This is a genomic window from Niallia sp. WK069_GA_01 (assembly GCF_983173855.1).
This window is the reverse complement of record NZ_OZ470138.1, coordinates 4,891,863-4,913,312: the sequence shown is the minus strand read 5'-3', so window position 1 is coordinate 4,913,312 and position 21,450 is coordinate 4,891,863. Positions and strand designations below refer to the sequence as shown.

Annotated in this window: 23 protein-coding genes; 19 read left to right on the top strand and 4 right to left on the bottom strand. The window is 33.3% G+C overall.

Annotated features, from left to right (window positions below; genetic code table 11):
- Positions 1–83: 83 nt before the first annotated feature.
- Both AC5LWL_RS22850 and AC5LWL_RS22845 read right to left on the bottom strand, forming a co-directional pair.
- Positions 84–941 carry a sugar phosphate isomerase/epimerase family protein gene (locus tag AC5LWL_RS22850; protein WP_493436436.1) on the bottom strand — a complete coding sequence of 286 codons (858 nt, stop codon included), beginning with the start codon at positions 939–941 and terminating at the stop codon, positions 84–86.
- Entirely contained in the window at positions 938–1,762 is an 825-nt protein-coding gene (locus tag AC5LWL_RS22845) for an alpha/beta fold hydrolase (RefSeq protein WP_493436435.1), read from the bottom strand. Before AC5LWL_RS22845 ends, AC5LWL_RS22850 begins: the two co-directional genes overlap by 4 nt.
- A gap of 419 nt (positions 1,763–2,181) precedes the next feature.
- Between AC5LWL_RS22845 and AC5LWL_RS22840 the strand changes: the two genes are divergently transcribed.
- From AC5LWL_RS22840 to AC5LWL_RS22825, 4 genes are all read left to right on the top strand, one after another.
- Positions 2,182–3,348 (top strand): MalY/PatB family protein, encoded by a 1,167-nt coding sequence (locus AC5LWL_RS22840; protein WP_493436434.1) that lies wholly within the window; start codon positions 2,182–2,184, stop codon positions 3,346–3,348.
- 1,206 nt (positions 3,349–4,554) lie between these two features.
- Positions 4,555–5,322 carry an acetoin reductase gene (locus tag AC5LWL_RS22835; protein ID WP_493436433.1) on the top strand — a complete coding sequence of 256 codons (768 nt, stop codon included), beginning with the start codon at positions 4,555–4,557 and terminating at the stop codon, positions 5,320–5,322.
- A gap of 70 nt (positions 5,323–5,392) precedes the next feature.
- Complete coding sequence (locus AC5LWL_RS22830; RefSeq protein WP_493436432.1) at positions 5,393–5,683, top strand: putative quinol monooxygenase; 291 nt, start codon at positions 5,393–5,395, stop codon at positions 5,681–5,683.
- Between the two features lie 271 nt (positions 5,684–5,954).
- Positions 5,955–6,470: a hypothetical protein gene (locus tag AC5LWL_RS22825; protein ID WP_493436431.1), complete on the top strand. Its 516-nt coding sequence runs from the start codon at positions 5,955–5,957 to the stop codon at positions 6,468–6,470.
- A 521-nt stretch (positions 6,471–6,991) separates the two neighbouring features.
- Here AC5LWL_RS22825 and AC5LWL_RS22820 read toward each other — a convergent pair.
- The gene (locus tag AC5LWL_RS22820) at positions 6,992–7,756 is read right to left on the bottom strand and encodes a SurA N-terminal domain-containing protein (protein WP_493436430.1); all 765 of its coding nucleotides are present in this window, start codon (positions 7,754–7,756) and stop codon (positions 6,992–6,994) included.
- A gap of 592 nt (positions 7,757–8,348) precedes the next feature.
- Here AC5LWL_RS22820 and AC5LWL_RS22815 point away from each other — a divergent pair.
- From AC5LWL_RS22815 to AC5LWL_RS22745, 15 genes are all read left to right on the top strand, one after another.
- Positions 8,349–8,681, top strand: a complete 333-nt coding sequence (locus AC5LWL_RS22815) for a mediterrocin family bacteriocin (RefSeq protein WP_493436429.1) — start codon at positions 8,349–8,351, stop codon at positions 8,679–8,681.
- Positions 8,682–8,767: 86 nt separating this feature from the next.
- A complete protein-coding gene (locus tag AC5LWL_RS22810) occupies positions 8,768–9,202 on the top strand; it encodes a hypothetical protein (protein WP_493436428.1) in 435 nt (144 codons plus the stop codon).
- Between the two features lie 15 nt (positions 9,203–9,217).
- Positions 9,218–11,161, top strand: a complete 1,944-nt coding sequence (locus AC5LWL_RS22805) for a DUF1430 domain-containing protein (protein WP_493436427.1) — start codon at positions 9,218–9,220, stop codon at positions 11,159–11,161.
- 5 nt (positions 11,162–11,166) lie between these two features.
- Complete coding sequence (locus AC5LWL_RS22800; RefSeq protein WP_493436696.1) at positions 11,167–11,772, top strand: ABC transporter ATP-binding protein; 606 nt, start codon at positions 11,167–11,169, stop codon at positions 11,770–11,772.
- Positions 11,773–11,962: 190 nt separating this feature from the next.
- Positions 11,963–12,226 (top strand): hypothetical protein, encoded by a 264-nt coding sequence (locus AC5LWL_RS22795; protein WP_493436426.1) that lies wholly within the window; start codon positions 11,963–11,965, stop codon positions 12,224–12,226.
- Between the two features lie 97 nt (positions 12,227–12,323).
- A complete protein-coding gene (locus tag AC5LWL_RS22790; RefSeq protein ID WP_493436425.1) occupies positions 12,324–13,034 on the top strand; it encodes a polyprenyl synthetase family protein in 711 nt (236 codons plus the stop codon).
- A gap of 21 nt (positions 13,035–13,055) precedes the next feature.
- Positions 13,056–13,217 (top strand): competence pheromone ComX, encoded by a 162-nt coding sequence (gene comX / locus AC5LWL_RS22785; protein ID WP_493436424.1) that lies wholly within the window; start codon positions 13,056–13,058, stop codon positions 13,215–13,217.
- Positions 13,218–13,324: 107 nt separating this feature from the next.
- Positions 13,325–14,662, top strand: coding sequence for a hypothetical protein (locus AC5LWL_RS22780; RefSeq protein ID WP_493436423.1), 1,338 nt, complete (start codon positions 13,325–13,327; stop codon positions 14,660–14,662).
- Positions 14,663–15,667: a sensor histidine kinase gene (locus AC5LWL_RS22775; protein ID WP_493436422.1), complete on the top strand. Its 1,005-nt coding sequence runs from the start codon at positions 14,663–14,665 to the stop codon at positions 15,665–15,667. It abuts the gene before it with no gap.
- Positions 15,660–16,325 carry a response regulator gene (locus AC5LWL_RS22770; RefSeq protein WP_493436421.1) on the top strand — a complete coding sequence of 222 codons (666 nt, stop codon included), beginning with the start codon at positions 15,660–15,662 and terminating at the stop codon, positions 16,323–16,325. The genes AC5LWL_RS22775 and AC5LWL_RS22770 overlap by 8 nt, the downstream gene beginning before the upstream one ends.
- A 270-nt stretch (positions 16,326–16,595) precedes the next feature.
- The gene (locus AC5LWL_RS22765; RefSeq protein WP_493436420.1) at positions 16,596–16,973 is read left to right on the top strand and encodes a hypothetical protein; all 378 of its coding nucleotides are present in this window, start codon (positions 16,596–16,598) and stop codon (positions 16,971–16,973) included.
- A gap of 85 nt (positions 16,974–17,058) precedes the next feature.
- Positions 17,059–17,838 (top strand): ABC transporter permease, encoded by a 780-nt coding sequence (locus AC5LWL_RS22760; protein ID WP_493436419.1) that lies wholly within the window; start codon positions 17,059–17,061, stop codon positions 17,836–17,838.
- Positions 17,839–17,842: 4 nt separating this feature from the next.
- Positions 17,843–19,333, top strand: a complete 1,491-nt coding sequence (locus tag AC5LWL_RS22755) for a permease (RefSeq protein WP_493436418.1) — start codon at positions 17,843–17,845, stop codon at positions 19,331–19,333.
- A 16-nt stretch (positions 19,334–19,349) separates the two neighbouring features.
- On the top strand, positions 19,350–19,994 hold the full coding sequence (locus tag AC5LWL_RS22750; RefSeq protein ID WP_493436417.1) for an ABC transporter ATP-binding protein: 645 nt from the start codon (positions 19,350–19,352) through the stop codon (positions 19,992–19,994).
- 511 nt (positions 19,995–20,505) lie between these two features.
- Positions 20,506–21,057, top strand: a complete 552-nt coding sequence (locus tag AC5LWL_RS22745) for a hypothetical protein (protein ID WP_493436416.1) — start codon at positions 20,506–20,508, stop codon at positions 21,055–21,057.
- Here AC5LWL_RS22745 and AC5LWL_RS22740 read toward each other — a convergent pair.
- On the bottom strand, positions 20,992–21,396 hold the full coding sequence (locus AC5LWL_RS22740) for a hypothetical protein (protein ID WP_493436415.1): 405 nt from the start codon (positions 21,394–21,396) through the stop codon (positions 20,992–20,994). The genes AC5LWL_RS22745 and AC5LWL_RS22740 overlap by 66 nt on opposite strands.
- Positions 21,397–21,450 lie beyond the last annotated feature (54 nt).

Sequence of the window (21,450 nt, the reverse complement as noted above, 5' to 3'; positions counted from 1 at the left end):
CGAAACGTATAATGAACTATTTTGGTTTTTCAAAAAAGGCAGATGAAATAGCAACCATCTGCCTTTAGATGTGCTAATTCCCATTAACAACCAGAAATCCAAGCTTGCTCCAGTGCTTTCTGATTGTCGACAATTAGCTTATTCAGATCTGTATTATAAAGGGAGTCTGGTACATTCTGGGAGAAAATCTCAAGCACACATGGACCTCGATAGCCGGCATCGTAGACGGAGTGCAACAGCTGTCCAGTAGGAATTTCGCCAGTGCCTATACTGCGGCGATCGAATCCGGATTTTGGTGTGCGCCAGTCGCTGACCTGAAGCAAGAAGATAAGCTCAGGTGCAGCATTTATCCCCTCGATAAGATGATTGTCCTGCCAAAGATTCCATAAATCAAGACAAATACCGATATTTTCTAGGTTAACTTCTTGAACGATTTCAAGTGCCTGTTTATAAGTCCAGATGGCAGTTTCCATATTTAGTGACACAGGGTTTAAGGGTTCAAGAGCAATTTTTACTCCATGATAGTCTGCAATACTGGCAAGTTCTTGATGTTCCACTATCGTCTGACGAATTGTATCTGCCATGTTGCCTTTTGGTGCCGGTCCTGTATTCGTAACAAATACGGCATCCGGTGCGTAAGGAGAGATGCGCTCAATGGATTGGCGAATGCATCCCAATCGGTCCTCAACAGCAGAAGGTTTAGGTTGACTTGCGCTTGGCATAATGGTTCTCACCTGTGGTTGAACAGAGCTAACCGTTAAGCCTGTTTCAGAAAGAAGCTCTAGTTGGGCACTAGCACGGTTAGGGTCAAGCTTGGCTTCACATATCTCAATAGTCTCTACACCAAGTTGAGCATAATTCTTCACATCCTCTTCGAAAGACCAAGGCTGGGTGGTGAATTCATTTACTCCATATGAAAAAGGAAGCTTGATTGGCTTCATGATACACCTCCATGGTTAGACATGAAATGAATAACGGATTCATTAAACTTTTCAGGTTCGTCGAGAAAAAGAGCGTGACTGCTCTCTTCGAAAAAGACGGTTTGCGCATTTGGAATATGCTCACCAACCCAAGCTGGTCCCTGCCATGGAAAGACTTTGTCTTTGCGCGCAGCCAGCACTAAACTAGGTAGATCAATCTCTGGCAGCAAATCACGCCAGTCATAACGGGTATGGTCTGCCATAATGGCAATGCGAGCGGAAGCAGGTGCTTTGGCCATTTCGGAAAGCATCAGTTCTTGTTCCTCTTGTGTCGGTTCTGTAGCCATAATGGTTTTAATTTGGTTTTGGTCAAAGTTAGCGGTGTCCATTTCAACCTGTGCTTTCGTGTAAGCAAATGAAGCATCATCATAGCAAGTGGCATGAGCATATTTCCAGTCGAGAGCATAGTACTGTCTAGGAGACTGCTCCACAAATATAGCCTGTGCGAGTCTTTCTTTTCCAAAAAGCTCGAGATAACTCCAGATTACGGGGCAGCCCAGCGACCAGCCAAGAACTGTGACGTTATGCAAATCAAGTGCGGTGAGCACATCATATAAGTCTTTTGCTAGCCGGGGAACCCGATATCCAAATGTAGGTTTGTCGGAGTTGCCATGTCCACGCAAATCAATAGTAATCACGCGCGCATGTTCAGCTAAAGCATCCACATTACGGTGGAAAAACCTCCCGGAAAATCCCCAGCCGTGAATCATAACAAGGGGATGTCCACTCCCTTTCTCTTCATAAAATATGTTCGTGCCGTCATTAACTTGTATGGTCGGCATAACAAACACCTTCTTTCATTCAATTTAGGAATACATAGTAGAAAAGTCTGCACTTCATTCTGGTTTATACAATTGTATATAAATGTTTTCTACCCTGACATAGGACGGTCAAACATACAAAAGTAATGGTATCTAAAAAAGGCAAAAACATGATACTGGTTTGATGTAATGAATAAGGTTCCCCTTGTTGCTGAAATCTTCCTTATATGGATTTTGGCATTTGTGCTTATTGTTTATCGTATGCTTAGAAGATAAGGAGAGGCTCTAGAGGTGCGGCTCAGCTTAAGATTAACTTCTTTTTGTCTGGTACCGATATTTCGAGAAAGCAATGAAATAATAGAATAAACATTTTATGTTAGAATAGGTATCAGAAAATGTTTATAATAATCAGTAAATAATAATTGAAGGTGGGGAAGGAAATGACTAGTATTTTTGATAAAGTAATTGACCGAAGCAACTCTGCTTCCTTTAAATGGGGATACAATAAATTTGTTTTCGGAACAGATGATGTGCTTCCAATGTGGGTAGCGGATATGGATTTTCAGCCGCCTAAAGAGGTAACTGCTGAATTGCAGAAACGCCTGGAACATGGCATTTATGGTTATACATATATTCCGAATGCTGCTTCGGATGCAATGATTAATTGGCTTATGAATCGACATAATTGGAAAATAGAAGAATCATCCATTGTTTATCATTCCGGTGTTGTTCCTGCCATCAGTACAGCTATTCAAGCTTTCACGGAGCCAGGGGACTATGTGATGCTGCAATCTCCGGTATATGCACCATTTTTTGAAATGATCGAAAAAAATGAACGAGTGGTGTTGAACTCTCCATTAAAGCTTGTGAATAATCGATACGAAATGGATTTTGAAGATTTGAAACAGAAACTGCAATTGGGCGTGAAATTATTTATTTTGTGCAGTCCACATAATCCAGGGGGAAGAGTTTGGTCAAAAGAGGAACTGCAAAGGGTAGCAGATTTATGCTTACAATATAATTGCTTGCTTCTTTCGGATGAAATTCATGCAGATCATGTGTACAAGCCGCATGTACACTATCCAATTGCAGCGTTGGATAAAAAATATGAAGAAATTGTACTAACATGTATTGCGCCAAGTAAAACATTTAATATTGCAGGACTTCAAGCATCTGCATGCATTATTCCGAACGAAGCATTAAAAAGCAGATATGAAAACTTCCAGCGAAGAACAGGATTCCATACATTGAATACTTTTGGCATTATAGCTATGGAAGCAGCCTATCGTTACGGAGAGAGCTGGCTGGATGAGCTGTTAAGCTACTTACAGCAGAATGTTGCCATTGCGAAAGAGTTTATTGAAGAAAATATCCCGTCTATACGATTAATGGAACCAGATGGAACCTATCTTCTGTGGCTAGATTGCCATGACTTGAATTTAAGTGATGAAGAATTAAAGAAAGCATTAGTTGAAAAAGGCAAGCTTGGGCTAGAACCTGGAGCAAAATATGGTCCTGGTGGAGAAGGATTTGTCCGAATGAATATTGGCTGTTCACAAGAAGTATTACGAGATGGCTTGGAGCGATTAAAGATTGCTTTGGCTTAAAAAAACACGTTTTCCTTAAAAAAGGGAAACGTGTTTTTTTCTTAAAAGATAAGAAAGCATAAAACTTTTTAACTTAGATTAATGTCTAGCTCCAGCGCCTAGTCCCTGTGAAAGATAACCTCCTGCCTCTAAAAGTAAAAAGCACTTTTTGAGTCAGGAGAACATTTTTCTTCGGGGCTGAGTTTGGGCGCCCTGCGCTTTTTTAATCCAAAGGAAGCGAACAGGAAGGCTCGGTTCTTATTTCCACTCTATCGAATTGGAAACCCTGGATTTATTTCCATATTTTTAATTATAAAGGACAAAACAGCGAAAAATACGAAAAAAAAGTGCTTCATACGGCATATGAAGGACAAAAAAGCGGAAAATTACAAAGAAAAAGTGCCTCATACGATTTATGAAGGACAAAAACAGCGAAAAATACAAAGAAAAAGTGCCTCATACGGCATATGAAGGACAAAACAGCGAACTACGAAGAAAAAGTGCCTCATACGACTTATAAAGGACAAAACAGCAAGAAAATACGAAGAAAAAGTGCCACATACGGCATATGAAGGACAAAACAGCGAAAACTACGAAGAAAAAGTGCTTCATACGGCATATGAAGGACAAAAAAGCGGAAAAATACAAAGAAATAGTGCCTCATACGACTTATGAAGGACAAAAACAGCAGAGAAAGAGGGATGTTTGTCCGATAAAAGGGCAATCAAATTGGTTAATCAACTCTCCTGTAAACGTTTATAGAGATCCTTTTTCAAAGTATTTCTTTAAGATATTGGATTTTAACTCCTCTTTGCAATCACTAATTATTAACAAACTATGACAAATATAACTCTATTACATTTGTTAAAAAATACCATGTACAAGCAATGAAAGCACATACGAGAATTTATCTTTAAGTTTTTATTTCTTTAAAAGTGATATGCATTTATTATTAGCTGAAATTGATGAAAATTTGTAAAATTTTGGGTTGTGAATCTTTGTTATACTTGGGTTGTGGAAGAATATTGGTTTTTCTTCCTTTTATGAAAAAAAATGGATTCGTTTTAAAAAGGAAAAGACAATCCAGTTACTGTACAAAGAAAGCACTTGAAATTGCTTGATACAACTAAAGGAGGTGAATCTTGATACTAAACTATTCTTATTTATCGTACTATTTTTAGCTTTTCTATAATTATGGTATGGGAATTTTAGTAATCAAGAGTCAAAATGACAAAAACTGCAATAGTTACAGGATCAGCACAAGGAATCGGAAAAGGCATCGCGTTAAGACTTGCACAGGATGGATTTAATGTCGTGATAAGTGATTTAAATATGGAAGCGGCAGAAGAAACAGCACAAGAAATTCGTGCGCTTGGCAAAGGGAGCATTGCTGTTAAAGCAGATGTCAGCAAAAGAGACGAAGTATTTAATCTAGTAGAAGAAGGCGTAAAAGAGTTTGGACAGCTTGATGTATTTATTGCCAATGCAGGAATTGCACAAATTAAGCCACTATTAGAGGTTACGGAAGCAGACCTTGAATTAATATATAAAATCAATGTGTTTGGAGTGTTTTATGGCATCCAAGCAGCTGCAGAGCAAATGAAGAAACAAGGCGGCGGAAAAATTATTAATGCAGCTAGCATGGCGGGACATAAAGGTCTTCCATTGCTTGGTGCTTATTCTACTACAAAATTTGCCGTTCGTGGATTGACACAAGCAGCAGCACAAGAGCTTGGACAATTTGGCATTACTGTAAACAGCTATTGTCCAGGAATTGTGGCAACACCAATGTGGGATTTGATTGATGAAAAAATGACCGACTATATGAACCTTAAACGTGGGGAAGCTACACAAAAATTCTTAGATGGCATTGCATTAGGCCGCACAGAAACGCCAGATGATGTAGCAAAATTTGTTTCCTTCCTAGCATCCAATGATTCTGACTACTTAACAGGACAATCCATTCTTATTGATGGTGGTATTCAGTTCGTATAATGTTATGGAGAAGCAATTTTCTTAAATTTTCCGTAGATGCATGCTATGATGGATTTAAGGAGTGATATTTATGATTATTATCCATGCTATATTTAAAGTGAATCCAGATAAAAGAGAAGCATTTCTTTCTGCCATGAAGCCGTTAATAGCGGGGTCTCAAAGCGAAGTTGGGAATATAAGCTATCAGCTGTATGAAGAAGCAGGTCAGCAGAATACGTTTATTATGGTAGAGAAATGGAAGGATGAACAGGCTGTAGAAGTACATAATCAGCAGTCTCATTTTACTCGTTTTGTAGCACAAGCAGAAGAGTTTTTGTCCGAACCGCTGGAAGTGACGAATTTTTCTGCTGAAAAGCTGTAAGCAGTTATATTATATGTAAAAACGGTGTTGCTAGAAGTCGATCATAGACTTTTAGCAACACCGTTTTTTAATACTTCCATAAAACAAACTTAATCTCCTACAGCTTGAGAAAACATATAAGAAGTTACCTTATTATTTGAAATAAATGGGGATTCATAATAGGATGAAGAAATAAGAGATTGTGATACATAAAAACAGTATAAATAGTATAGGAATAGCATCCGGTTATACTAGAATAAAAGTTCACGAGAATAAAAAAACGGGGGTTCTAATGAATAAAATAACACAAGCAGAAGCGGTAAAACTTAGAAGTGTGTTGTCTAAAAGAATCCATGAGCTAGAAGAAGAAATGGATCGTGTGGCGTTCATACAAATAGAAGATGGCAAGAAAATTCCGAAACAAAAAAGAACGATTACAGATGTAGAAAAGGAAATAGAAGAAGTTCGAGCTGATTATCGTTTATTAGATACGCTTATGTATCGAGCAAATATTGATTATGAAATTACCTTTGGCAATCAAAATATAAGCATTGTTGAGGCGATTGAATTAGCAACGCAATTAAGAGCCAAAGCGAGAAAGTTTAAACAGTATGCAGCCGCAGAAAAAGAAGAACATTTGTATACGATTGGCGATAATGTAGTATTAATGAAGCTTGCTACATTCGAACCAGAAGATTACCGCATAAAAAGCATTGATTGTGAGCGACAAGCAAATCGTTTATCTAATTTAATTAATAGTAAAAACTATCAAATCCAATTAGATTTTGATGCAGATAAATATTTTTAATCCTTGAATAGGTGAGACTCCTATTCAAGGCATAGAAGGAAACCCAATTGTACAATAGTGTATGTAAAAATGGCGAAGGAACAACCAATTATCCATCACCCATTCCATCCTTACTCGTTATATGTGACCAATTACAGCAATGGTGGTTGCGGACCAAATTCGTTTAAGACCAGATACCTTCTATGATAAGCCGACCGGAGATAGCTTTGTTCTATTATCGGTCGGTTTTTTGAAAGATAAGAAAGTATAAAATTTTTCAACTTAGATTAGTGTCTAGCTCCAGCGCCTAGCTCTTGTGAAAAATAACCCCATGCCTCTAAAAGTAAAAAACACTTTTTGAGTCATGTGAACATTTTTCTTCAGAGCTGTTCGAGGGCGCTTGCGCTTTTCTTATTTGAAAAAATAGGGTTTTTAATGCTTGAGTGAGTACAACCGCATAAGTTCCCATTGTTTAATTTTGGTATTAGCAAGGGGTTTGTTTCATAATAAGGGCGCCCTCAGTCTTGAAGGCGCCAAATCGTTTAAATTTTAATTTCAACTTTTCCTTGTTTTTTCAATTCCTCTACTTTTGTTACAAGCTTTTCTTGTATCTTTTGCTGCTCCAGCTGTTCTTTAATTTTCGGTTTTAAATCCTTTAGTTCAGGAAGTTTTTGTCCTGTACTGCTTCCTTGCTTGGAGACTTGATCGTAGTATGCTTGAATTTCTTTATCTGTCGTTTCCGCTACTTTTGCTTCTTTATCAACATACGTATTAAACTTAATACTTTCAGCAATTCGTAGTTTCAGCGTATTTGTATCTAAACCAGCATTTTTTAATGCCTCGTTAAATTCTTTTTCATTTTTGTATTGTTTTTTGCTTTCGTCTAATTGTTTGCTAACTTCTTCATTGGATGCTTTATATCCCTTTTTATCAGCATCTTGAAGAAGAAGGGTTTGCCCTACTAAGCTGTCAAGGGTTTGCTCTTTCATTTGCTTTGCTACTTCTTCCGTTGTAGGATCCTGTCCCATTTGTTGAACCTGCGTTTGTGTAGAAGCTAACAAGTTATTATAGTCGCTTCCTAACAGCTTCTTGCCGTTTACGATAGCAACGGTTTTATTTTCGTCGATTTTTTGTTTATCTAGCTTCTTTTGCATTTCCTCCATTTGTTTTGCTTGATCCTGTGTATCCTTTTCAGAAGTGTTTGTTTCTGCATTTTCTTTTGCTTTATCGCCCTCATCATTCGATGAACATGCAGTAACCACAATAGCCAGCAGTCCTATAAATAATAAGTTAATCCATTTTTTCATAAATTTCTCCTTTCGAAACATAAAAGTATTATTACCTATAATTAGAAAAGCATCTAGTGGGCATTGTAAAGGAAATAAGCAGAAAAAGAAACTATTTCTGTTTATTTTCCCGAATTTGTAAAAGAATTGAAAGGTTTTTGTCATAGTGAATCTCAAGGGTTGTTTAAAAAATGAAAGGGGAGAAATAAAATTTGCTATTTGCCACAAGAGTAGCGGCTTTCCCTAACTCGTTCGGACTTTCTCATGTAAAAGCGGAACATGTTTAAGGTTAACTGGTAAAATGCATTTTAAACCTGTTGATGTGCTTAATAAAGACTCTATTTTTGGAAATTAAACCAATTTGTGCGGAAGTTTGATGTTCGAAATGCAGCAGTTAATACCGGGTGGATGAATAAGTATCTGAGATAGCTACACATAAAAGAGCTAATGAGGGTTTATAGGGTGAAATCGTTTCTTGAAATGTATTTCGGAAAACCGCAATTGTGTTTTCAGTTTTTTTAGTGATATAGTTAAACAACTCGAGGAATAAAATTCGTAATATTACGAAAATATATTTTGCAGTTGGACATTAATTAGAAAAAAGGTTATTTATTTGCTTATTTTATGTGGAAGTTTGCTTGGATTATCAGGATTATCAACCGGAATAACAGCAAAAGCTGCTGTTACATCAGCAACAAGTAGTTTCACAAACGCATGGACAGCTACTAAAAAAACAGGTGATGGTGCAGGGAAATTAACTTATGGATTCAATACAGCTTGGATTAACGAAGATTTTGCATATGCTATTCATGATTACAAATACCACTTTGCTAACGTTTCTAACGGAATCGGGTCACATGTAAGTAAAAGTGTGGGTGCTGGTGTGAGTACGGGTATCGAAGTAAGACATTATGGATCTTCGGTAAATTATGCTATAAATTATTAATAGATTACTAGTTAACCTTGAGGAACATCTATATTTTTTTATGTATAGGTGTTTTTCAAAGTAGTAAAACAGTTAGGGGTAAAAAGATGAAGAAAAAAGTGTTAATCATTCTAGCTTCTATAGTTGGAGTAATCATAGCGTATAGTTTAATGTGGTTTTTAAATAACCAAATTGTATTTAATAAATATGAAAAGGGATTTGAAGATATAGGAATTAACAAAACTAAAAGTATAAAAGAGTATACTTTATCAGTAAAAAAGTCTGATTACGGTTCATTTACTGGCAATTTAGCTATCACCAATGAAGATGGCAGTTTAACGATTATTATTTGGCCTTCACTGTTCGGAATGGAAAATGGAATTATGATTAATGAAGATAATAATACTTATCAGATTATGGTTAAAAAGAATTTTGATGTGTTGGATGAAACAGATGAATATGGAAAGCAATTGATTGAAAAATATAGAGAAGATTTATCAAAAATGAAAGAGATAGCAAATGATGAATGGAATATTTATTAAGGATATAGATGATCTATGAAAAAGATTAAATACTTACTGGCACTTTTATTTTTATCTATCGCAAGTATTTTTATTGGTGAATTTTATATCTACTATTTAGATAATTTTGAAGAAGAATATTATCATACCACGTTTTTTAAACCAGATAAGACAAGTAATGAAGAAATGAATAATGAATTAATAACTGCAGCAGAAAAACACCACGTTTCCCTATTCTCTATTGAAAGAAATATTCAATCAACAGTAAAGAGTGAAATGACGATTTTTGGAGATTCGGCAGTTTTAAATGATTTGAAAAATAAGGGGATTGTGTTCACAAAAAATCAAAGTCTCTTTTTAGGGGACTTAAAAGTAAAGAATGAAAATTTTGCTAAGTTTCAAAATAAGGAAAGGGGTCATGACTATTATTTAATTGGTGAAGAACAAAATATCATTAAATTTAAACAGCAGCTGATAAACAAATATGGTGGAGGGTTCCCAAGAATTGGCTCATTTTCAAATGCAGATCAAATTGTGTTCGTGTTTTTAAGCGTCTGTTTATTATTGATTCTTTTTTTAACTTTCTATGAGATACAATTATTAAAAAAAGAAATTTCAATCAGAGTTCTAATGGGAGTAAATTTGACTCACCTAATACTAAAACAAATTGTAATGGATATTATTGTATTGGTATGCATCTATATTATTTGTTTTATATTAACAAACCCGCTCCATCATTCATTGTTTCTTATTAACATACAAGTAATTGCTTTTAGCTGCTTTCTTTTTCTAAATAGTGTATTGTATATAATTTTATTAAAGGGTGATTTTAGAAAAACACTATCTTCAGCCAGTGGAAAAAGTGTCCTAACACTTAACTATGGATTAAAAGTTGTTATGAGTGTTTTAAGTATCTTATCTATTACGGTAATGTCAACATTTATTGATGAGGGAATTAATTATTATAAGCAAAAAGATATAATATCAGCATTTAAAGAGTATTCTTATGTCGAGTTGAACTATAGAGATGTTAATAGATTAGTTGATAGTGCAAAAATCAGGGAGGCTTTTCATCATCAGTTTCAATCTAAATCAGTAGAAATAACGAATATTCAGGCTACAGTTGAGGGTTATACAGATTTTGAATTCAATTACCCAGTCATTCGAATGAATGGAGGATACAAAGCAAAACTGCCAAAAGAAATACAGCAAAGGCTCACAGGAGATTTCGTGCATATATTGATTCCTAATCGCTTTAAAAAGGAAAATATACCTTTTAAAGGGATAGAAAATGCCTATAGCTTTTATGAGACACCACATCCTCCTTTTAAAGTTACATATTATGACTCGGATATTGATGTGTTAAGTGTTAAAAATATGTACTATGCTTTTAATACCAAGTTAGAGGAAAATCCAATAATCATGTATAACAGTACTTTTACTGCGGAAGAAAGTTCAGATGAGTTAGCTCATATTAGAACGTACATTGCATATGACATTATGTATAACATTACAGAAGAGGAATACCAAGAGTTTTTGGCTGCTCATAATTTTAATGATGAGCTTGAAGCAAAGATAAATATTAAAAATTTATACGATTACAATTGGAAAATCATTAAACGAGCTATGTATATTTCTTTTATACTACTAGGTTTGATTTTATGCATGAATATTTTTATTGTTATGACAATCTTGAAAGTGGAATATACCTTTAATGCAAAAGAGTTGCTTTTAAAGAAACTTCTTGGAAGATCCCTTTTTGAAAGAAATAAAAAAATAATTAACTTATCAATTGGCGCTTGTCTCCTTAGTATATTGATTTCGATTGTTATCAGTGTATTTATTAAGAACCCTTTTATTAATTATTTAACCCTCGGCGGTATCATTATTTTGCTTTTTGATTGTTTAATTTTATATGTAAATATTACTCGATTAGAGCAAAAGAATATAATAAAGGTATTGAAAGGTGGAGTAGTTTGATAACGGTGGCGAATTTATCGAAAAAATATGGTAATAAAATTTTATTCAATGATTTGAATTTCACTATAAATAAAGGTGATTTTGTCATCATTTCCGGTAAAAGTGGTTGTGGAAAAACCACCTTATTAAATATCATCGGAGGAATTGAGCGAGCGGATGCAGGAAGCGTTATTGTAAATGGAATAGATGTTACAAAAAAAATGGACAAGAGAACTTATTATGGAAAAACACTATCCTTTATTTTTCAAAATTTTGCCTTAATCGAAAATAAAACGGTTAAGCAAAACTTTGATATTATCGGAACAAAGAATAAATCAGGAATCACCTACGATGAGGCGCTAAAAAAAGTGGATATGCCTGATAAATTACATGAAAAAGTGTATTCATTATCTGGTGGAGAGCAGCAGCGAATTGCACTTGCTAGAACCTATCTAAAAAAAGCAGAGCTTATTCTAGCAGATGAACCAACAGGATCACTTGACAAAGAAAATGCGGATCGAGCAATGAACATATTAAAAGATTTAAACCGGGAAGGGAAAACGATTATTATCGTTACTCATGATGAAAATATTAAAAAGCAAGCGCCAAAGATAATTGAGTTAGAAAACTAAATTTTTAAAAAGAACTTTTGAATACTTTTCTTTACATTTCTTAAATACATTAAAAATATAGAATATATATTCCTAATCAAACACCGAAAAGGACATTGCGTATATACGCAATGTCCTTTTCGGTGAAACCTTTATAGAAATAGGATAAAATTAATAGGTATATAGTAAGGGGTTGCTAGGAGGAAAACAATTGAGTCCCTTTAAGTCAGATGAAATAAGGAAGTCAATGTACCATATAGTTTATGAGCAAGTTCAACAGAATGAACTGTGTAAGCAGATTTTAGAGTTTATTGATTATCAATCAACCAAAGGATTTCCCTTTGGAGAATTGCTTGTTCTACACTATAGGATGTTTAACGGGATAGAGACAGATGAAATATATACAGTTGCAGCAGCAGTTGAGCTTTTAATATTATCCTTCGATATATTAGAGGTTGTTCAAAAAGTCCGGTAAAAATGACACGTCGAATTTCTTCGTTGGTTTGCTTTTCCGCTTCTCACGTATTAACACCATACGCTGTGATGCTCAAAGCTAAACCGCCTCGAACTTCTTGGTCCCTTTTATCCTCCTTTTTGAACACGCACTATTAGATGATTTTGAGGATAATGACTTTATAGACAAGCCGTGGGCAGCCGAATCTAATTTAGCATTAAATGCCACAACAGCTTTGCTTTTTTTGAGTACAAGTGTGATAAGAAATACTGGTTTTAAGAACCGGGATAAAAGCATCTCTATTTTATCAGAATATACATTGCAATCAATAAATGGGCAGCATAGAGATCTACTAAATAGATGTAAAAGTGAAGCCGATTATATAGAGATGACGTTGGAGAAATCCGGTTCGTTAGTTGCGCTCGCTTGCTTAGTTGGCACAGTACTCGCAAAAAGTGATTATCCAGTTGAAATTGAAATTTATGCTAAATACATGGGTTTGGTTGGACAAATGAATAATGACTTAGCTGATATAAAATCATGGGATGGAAAGAATGATTTTTTAAATAAAAAGTTCAGTCTCCCTGTTATTTATCTATTAAATTGCAAGGATCAAGAACTCGCGTTGATCCATGATTATTACGAGAACAAGATAGAAAAAAATGAGGTACTTAAGAGTCAAATGTTGATTTCTACAAAGTTTGTGGAGACAGGAGCCATTGCATACACAGAAGTAATAAAAAAAATTTATCAAAATAAAGCAATAGCTGAAATAAATAAGCTGGAAATAAATCCATATTATATAGATTTATTATTAAAATATATGTAATAATGAGCGGGAGAATAAAAAATGCAGGAAGTTATTCAATTTTTGATTCATAATGCTGATGTATTAATGAAAGTAAAAGAAGGAACAGCGAGTCTAATTGGAGTGAATCCAGAAGAGCAGAAAGCAATATTAGAAGTGTTTTTTGATGGAAAAATGACACCTAAGGCTTATTATTGGGAATAAGAATAAAAACCGGGAATTTAATTAATCCCGGTTTTTTTATAGAAAAAGGGTTGGTTTAACTGTATTAAATTCAGTAAACTATACGAGCATAATCGAAAGGAGTTAAAATGAGGAAGTTGTTCCGGAATCATACTATTTGTTTATGGATTATCCTGTTTTCCATTGGTATCACCTGTTATTTTACAATAACGGTCATCCATTATCCATTAGTTGGATTGGAAGTGAAGGAAGAGAATAAACGATGGGTGATAGAAAAAGTATATAACAGAGGGTGGGCATCGAGTCAAGGGATAGAAGAAGGATCAATTATTGAGCTTGTTAATGGTGGACAACCAAATCAGCATACTACTGTGAAACGTTATCATCGAGTGGAAATGGCGAATTCTATTACTATTTTAGAGAAAAATGGTCAAATAAAAACATATTCCATATCGTATAGGCATTTCGATGCACAGTATTTCATTTATTTGTTGTTTCCTTTTTTGTTTATAGTCACTGTGATAGCATTAAGTATTTTTCTTTATAGAAAGAAAAAGGAAGATGCTTCCGCAATTATCTTAATTTATTTTTTACTCTCTGTAAGTATAAGTTATCTTAGTGCATCAGGATCTGCAAGGGGGGACATTCTCGGAAGGCTTTTAACCACCATAACGTTGCCAAGTTCTTTTATCCTTTTTTCTCACTTTATCAAGCAATATTTAAAAAGGTTTGATTTAGTATTTCTAAGTAATAAAACATTAATCACACTATATACATTGTATTTCATTTATTTATTATTTATGGTTAGCAGTGATCTTTTTAAATTACTAACTTTCCAAACTAAAACAATTCAGTTGCTTTTTTTACTAGGCTTAATAGGTTATTTATTTCTTCACTTTATTTGGTTTTATATAAAAAATAAGAAATCCGAAAAGAATAACGTTTTAACGATTTTTTGGATAACTATATTTATAGCTTTCAGTCCCTTTATCTGCTTTTATGTGATTCCACTTATTATCTTTAAACAAGAGTTAATTTCTGCAGAGATTACTGCCATTTTCTTAATTGTGATTCCAATTTCTTTTGTCTATTTGCAACTGGTAGAAAAGCTATTTGATATAGGCTATTTATTGAATAGGCTGCGATATTATTCTATTTTATCTTTGCCGTTCAGTATTTTTGTTACATTCCTAATAAAGCTTTTACTTAAAATGAACGTTATGTCTGCTAGGACAATGAGTATCTTTCTACTTCTTTTTATAGGTACCACTTTCTTTTTGTATATAAAAGAATTTATAGATTATAAATGGAGACATACTGCATTTTTACAAAAAAGTAATTTTGAAACAAGTTTATATACTTTTTTTCAGCGGGCAAAAGATGAAACAAAGGTGGATAGTTTGATTAATTACCTAATGAATTTAATAAAGGATGTACTAAAGGTCAAACAAGTTTTATATATATAAATGCTTCCTAAAAATAAGGAAGACAATTGGACAATAAAAGATCGGAAGAGTTATTCCAAACATTTCATAGAAAAGGTAGAACAATTAAATTGGAATAACTATCATGTTGGTTCTTTACTGGAAGTAGCAGATGGATTTGGATTAGTTATTCGAGATGAGGCTGCAAATAAAGGTATTATATTTTTTGGAATGAAGAAATGGAAAACAAATTTAAATATACAAGAAAAAGTTTGGTTAGAAACACTGTCGTATTTTTCGAGTATACTATTGGAGAATTTTCAGTTAATCGAAAATCTTGTTGAAAAAATGGAAGACTACAAGGAGATGGGAGAGCGGCAAAACACCCAATATCCTTACTGGCTTTCGAGGTTATTATTCTCCTTATCAGAAAAGGAAAGAGCAAATTTATCTATTGATTTACACGATTCAGTGCTTCAGGATCAATTACAGCTTTTAAGAGAAGTGGAAAAGATAAAAGGTGAAATTACCGATAAATCTATCCAAAACGATTTATTGAATCTTAAGGAAAGAATGCTCGACAACATCCATCTAATTAGGGAAACATGCAATGAACTCAGACCGCCTCTTTTGAATGAATTGGGAATCATTCAATGTATTCAACACTTAATTGAACAGACAAAGATTCGCTGCAATTTTATTTTAAAATCGAAATTAGATCTATCAATTAAAATGCTGGATAAGGAATATGAATTAACTTTGTATCGAGTGGTGCAAGAGCTGTTAAACAATGCGATGAAGCATTCATTTGCCTCTGAAGTCAAGATAACACTTTGGAAGAATAATCAAACTATTTCTTTAAAATACGAAGATAACGGAAAAGGAATAGATAGGAAAGAATTAAATGATTCTTTTCATACAATGGGTATTTTTGGAATGAAAGAACGGATTACAAGTGTTGGTGGAACAATTGACATTAATTCATCTCTTGGAAAAGGGATGCAGGTACTTATTGAAATAAAAACAGGAGGAAATGAATATGATTAATGTAATAATTGTAGATGATCATCCTGCTGTTGGTGAAGGAACTAGGATTATTATAGAGCAAGAAGAAGATATGAAGGCGAATGTTATCACAGATATTGATAAAGTAGTCGCTATTGTGAAAGAACATAAATATGATATCTATTTAGTAGACTTATATATGCCAAAAGTAAATGGCATTGAACTGACAAAAATGATTTTACAAGTGGATCCAGATGCAACCATAATCATTTATACAGGTTTTGACTTGGCTTCACATTATAATTTATTAATGAAGGCAGGAGTTGCGGGGTTTATTAGTAAGACTGCAACACAAGAACAACTAATCACCACCATCCGATGTGCATTGAGAGAAGAAGTAGTGGTTCCACTTCAGCTATTAAAACAACTAAGGAGAGTCGATGCTAGACCTTCAACCGATGAAGGACAACAAAGTTTAGGGGATATTACACTATCAAGTAAAGAACAGCAAATACTAGATGGAGTTTCCAAGGGTTTAACAAACAAGGCGATTGCAATTGAACTGTCTATGAGTCAAAGGACGATTGAATATAATTTAACGAAGATTTTTTCAAAACTTGGGGTTAGTTCAAGAGTTGAAGCACTTATAAAGGCAAAAGAGTTTGGGCTGTTATCTCGACAGTTAGTAAATCATGAATAAACAATAATCAAATGGAGCTAGCTATTATTTTCTAGCTCCTTTAAGTTTGCTGTATTGCGGAATATTGTGAAGTAGTTTGCGGTTATAAGAGTAGGGATGAGACACTCAAGGAGTCTATACAGTATTAAGAAAGGAATATATGCTTATTTGCCTTTCTCCTAATACAATAATTTATTGATTACCGTAATGTAGATTTCGGTAAACCGCAATTTGATTTACGATGAAGTTTAATAGCTTATATGTAAGAATAATATTGTAGGATACATAAAGTTGAAAAAGAAATTAGCAGCAATGGTATTAGCAGCAGGACTTGTAACTACTGGAGGAATGGCTCAGGCTGGAACAAATTATTCCGGGTATGATGTAATCGTCCCAGGGTTTAATGGTAACGCATTTTCCCCACAGCAAACAAAGACTACAAGTAATGCGTCATCTGATTTAAAGGTCAGTACACTTGGTAAAGCAATGGATGCTAGGGCGCATTCATACAGTGGAGGAACAGGAGCTTGGGTACGTATTTCAACAGTTGGCGGTCCTTTTAAATTGCCTAATACAATTAAATCGGGAAGCGATACTAGAGTTCAATTTAGCTCAGATTTTAATCAATTAGTTGATGCTAGAGTAAAGGGCGAATGGAGAAGTAACTAAGTAATTTCTACAAAAAGAATCGGTCAGACTATTTGACTGATTCTTTTATGAAAACGATTGGGTATTTTGTAAAGGAGATTTTAAAATGTTAGGACATCAACTTAAAGCTGAATTTAAAAGAGTAATAGGGTGGCGACAGATTATTATTTGGATGTTATTAATAGTGGTACTTCCAACTATTCAATTTCTATTGATTAAAGATAACTATGTCTTTTATAGACAATTAGACCTTTATCTGAGATTGAATTCTAATTTTGTTCCATTGCTTTTTCCTATAATAGTGATTCTGGTTAATACAATTAATTTTGTTGGAGAACAAAAAAACCATTTTATTCAATACGCTCGTATACGTATTCCTATATCTACTTACTTATCTAGTAAATTACTAATTAATGCTGTTTTATCTTTTTTGATAGCATTTTTAATAACATTTATTCCTTTTGTCTTTTCAATGTATATCGAACCATTGCTAGGTATAGTAAAGTTGTATCCTACAGAAGGGAATCCTATTCCATATACAACATTTGAGCAACTTCTTTTCTTGGGAACTTTACCATATGGAATACTTTACTCGTTATGGGTAGGGCTTAATGGAATGATGTATGCAACGATAGCTTTATTGCTTCTTATGATACTAGAAAAACCTTTTATAGCTCTTTCAATTCCATTTATATATTATTTGCTTGCAAATTTTATTACACAAGCACTAGGGTTTGATAGATTTTCCCCCTCTTACACTATTTTTCCATTTAGTATATCGCAACAACCTTTATGGACAGTGTTTGTTCCATTTACATTATTATGCATTGTCATTATCATATTATGTTTATATTTAAAGGAGAATATGCATAAACGCTATGAGTAGTTTATTGAAAAATAATTTTAAAAGTTTTATAGATGAAGTTTTTAAGATTAAGTGGATAATATTAGGAGTTGCTTTGTATGCGTTTGGTTCAAGAAGTAAAGAACAATTATATTATTTTTCGATCCAGACTGAGCTTTTAATCAATAAGTGGGATTTACTATATACTTTGCTAAGTAATATTTATCTAATTATATATGTTATTCTGCCGATTTTATTATTCCGGTCAGTCTCTATAGTTATTTCTGATTTTGAATATATTATTTTAATTAGATTAGGGTCCTACCGAAAGTGGATTTATCAAACATTAAAAAAATTTTTAAAAACGTATAGTGTTTTAATTGCTGTTTGGGGATTAGTTATTCTCATCTTATTGATTGGAACTCCTCCATTTACTGGATGGAGCCCGTTCAGTCAACTAAACGAATCATTAAGTGAATCACAAATATTAGAAAAGTTCGCAATTACACCTTTCTTAGGGATACTTTTACAGTTTATTTTATTTACGCTAAGTTTAATCTGTATTCACTTCAGCATATCTTTAATCTATGTTATGTCAAAAAGAAAAGGAATTGTAATATCTATAGGTATTATAATATGGTTATATAGTGTTGCATCATTTAGAGTGCTGCCCGAGAGCGCTTTTTTCTTTGATTTATCCAATTATTTAATATTACATTGGGGAGCAACAGGTTTTGGTAATATATGGATTCCTTTTGTTATTGTAGTGGGGATCTTACTTTTCCTTATTTGGATTTTAGGGAGAATTGATTTAAATCAATTTATTTTTAAAAGAATTTCTTTTAACTGGATGTATATTTTATTTGCAATACTTACTTTAATAGTTTTATGGTTAGGTTCTCAAGAGGGATCAGCCAAGACTATTTGGGATCAATTTATAATAAACTTTTTTGGTGGTTCACAAAACGTATTTAATCTAAAAGCTTTTTTATCCTATTTTATTATTTATGTGGGTTTCATATATTTAATTCAAATGTACTTACAAAGATCATTAAGAGAAATTGGATACTATAATCTTTTGCGTTATAACTCGGTAAATAAGTGGTTTTGGAGCTGGTTTAGAAAAATATTTATTTACATTGGTCTCTATTTATTATCACTTTCATTATTTTCTTTCTTAGCAGGTTCTTCTTTAAGTATTTATATAACTATAGATAACTCTAGTACGATATATGAAATGTTCTATCATTTCTTCGTTAACGGTTATTTACAACTACTATTCTACACATTATTCGTATTTATTATTGCTTGGTTGTGCAAAGAAACATTTTATAGTCTAGTCAGCATAAGTATACTTTCAATTTTTATGTTTCCAGGCCTAAATGCGAAACTAATTATGCCTTATGGATTGAACAGTATGGGGTATATGCTAAACGGCCACTCAACTTATTATATAAGTTTGGTTCTATCTATATGGATTATCATGGAAATTGTAGCTATTTTATATATCTTTAATAAAAAAGATATAGACTTTTAAAAAGGAAGTGGGAAATTTGTCATATATAGAGATTAATCAAGTTAGCAAGTCATTCAAAGAAGTAAAAATATTTGAAAATCTAAATTTTAGGGTAGAAAAAGGAAAAATTTATGGAATTATTGGTCATAACGGTTCTGGTAAGTCGGTATTATTCAAGCTAATATGTGGATTTATTTTTCCAAAATCCGGAAAAGTTATTGTAAATGGGGAAGAGTTAGGAACAAATAAACGATTTCCAAATAGTTTTGGAATTATAATTGATCGACCCGGATACATTGCCGGAAAAACAGGTTTTGAAAATTTAAAAGCACTTGCAATGATTGAAAACAAGATTAACGATGACAAAATAAAGCAGACAATGGAAATGGTAGGATTACAACCGGAAGCAAAACAAAAAGTGAAAAATTACTCTCTTGGTATGAAACAAAAGCTTGCAATTGCTCAAGCAATTATGGAAGATCAGCAAACTCTAATTTTAGATGAACCCTTTAATGCACTTGACATAGATAGTGTTGAAAATATTCGCAAGTTGCTTCAAAAATTTAGAGAAGAAGGTAGAACCATCATACTTACAAGTCACAATCAAGAGGACATCAAGCTTCTCTGCGATGAAGTTTATAGAATAAATAATTTAAAACTTGAGAAAGTAGAAAAGCTATAATTATTATAATTTCTCAAAAGCAATTAGAGATAAATATCAAAACAAATATTGAGCCAAACAAACTTGGGTTTATGTACTGTCCTCGAATAGAACAATAATAAAAGGATGGTTCTTTTCATGTTCTAAAATTTTGAAGCCTGATCACCGTTCCGTAATACTTTAAAGCACTGGGGACCAGGTGTTCAACTTATGATATGTTCACTGATTGCCGTAATGTGGGTTTCGGAAAAGCGTTATTTGATATACGGTGAAATTGGGTAGGTATTATGTAAGAATTAATTGGAACGATCCAGTAGGAGATAACGCTAGAACATATCCGGTAAGATGACATAATTTGGTGAACTTTAAAGAGATAATCTAACCGATTATCTCTTTTTACATAAAAGGGGAAAATGTGAAGAGATATAATCTGGTATTTAATCGTGTGAAATATTATATTCTTTTTTTTAGTATACATATGTTAGCCCTATGATAATGTTTTTTTTCGCTTTCTTTTTTGGATTTTACAAATATGATAAATAACGGCTATGTAAATAAAGAAGCTATATTCTTTGTAATGAAGGAAGAAAAAAATATCTCGTTAGGCAATACTGACTATCTCTTGTTGCAATATAATCCAGAAAATCCAAATATAAAATATGTAACGATAGGTGATAATATAAGGATTCCACCCATAAAGGGGAAATGGCAAGAAGGGCAAGAGAAAACGGCTATTATAGGAGTTAATGTTGACGAAAAAAAGGTACCTAATGAGTATACAAACATTCAATATTTTAATACACTGAAATCGTATATTTTAAACTCAGAGATTTGGCTTATATCAAATCAGCGACAAATCGAACCCCAACATGGGACACATTTTATATTGAACACACCAAAAAATAATGAACTTATTGTATTAAAGAAACGCTTAAATGAACATAAATTTACTATTCTTGATCAAGAAAATAATGGAACATATACATTAAAATCGAATATAACTGTGCCTAGAGGATATTTAGGACAAGAAATTTTTCCAATCCAAATGCTCTATTTCATGACGGCTTTTTGCTACATGAGTTAACCACTCCATATTCCCAGCAAATTGGGGGGAGCAAAGAAAGGGAATGTTTTTTCCACGATCAGGCAAGATACACCGTATGTAACCTTTATGAATCATTTCAGCTCCTAGATTTTCGAGATGACTACTATAATATGAAACAAGCTCATATCTGTATCCTTTTGCGAGAGAATCAAAATATTTAGTAGAGACTAATTGTTTTATTTGAAGATATGAAAAATCATCTAATGCCCAACGAATAATAAAATCACCTTCAATAAGAGGTAATGTAATTTTCATAAAACTCCCAAGAGCATCTCTGGAAACAGTTATGATTTTGAAATTAGTGGCTGGTTTTAGCATAGGAGAAACCTCCAATGAATAAAATCTAAATCACCTTAAGCAATCATAAAAAAA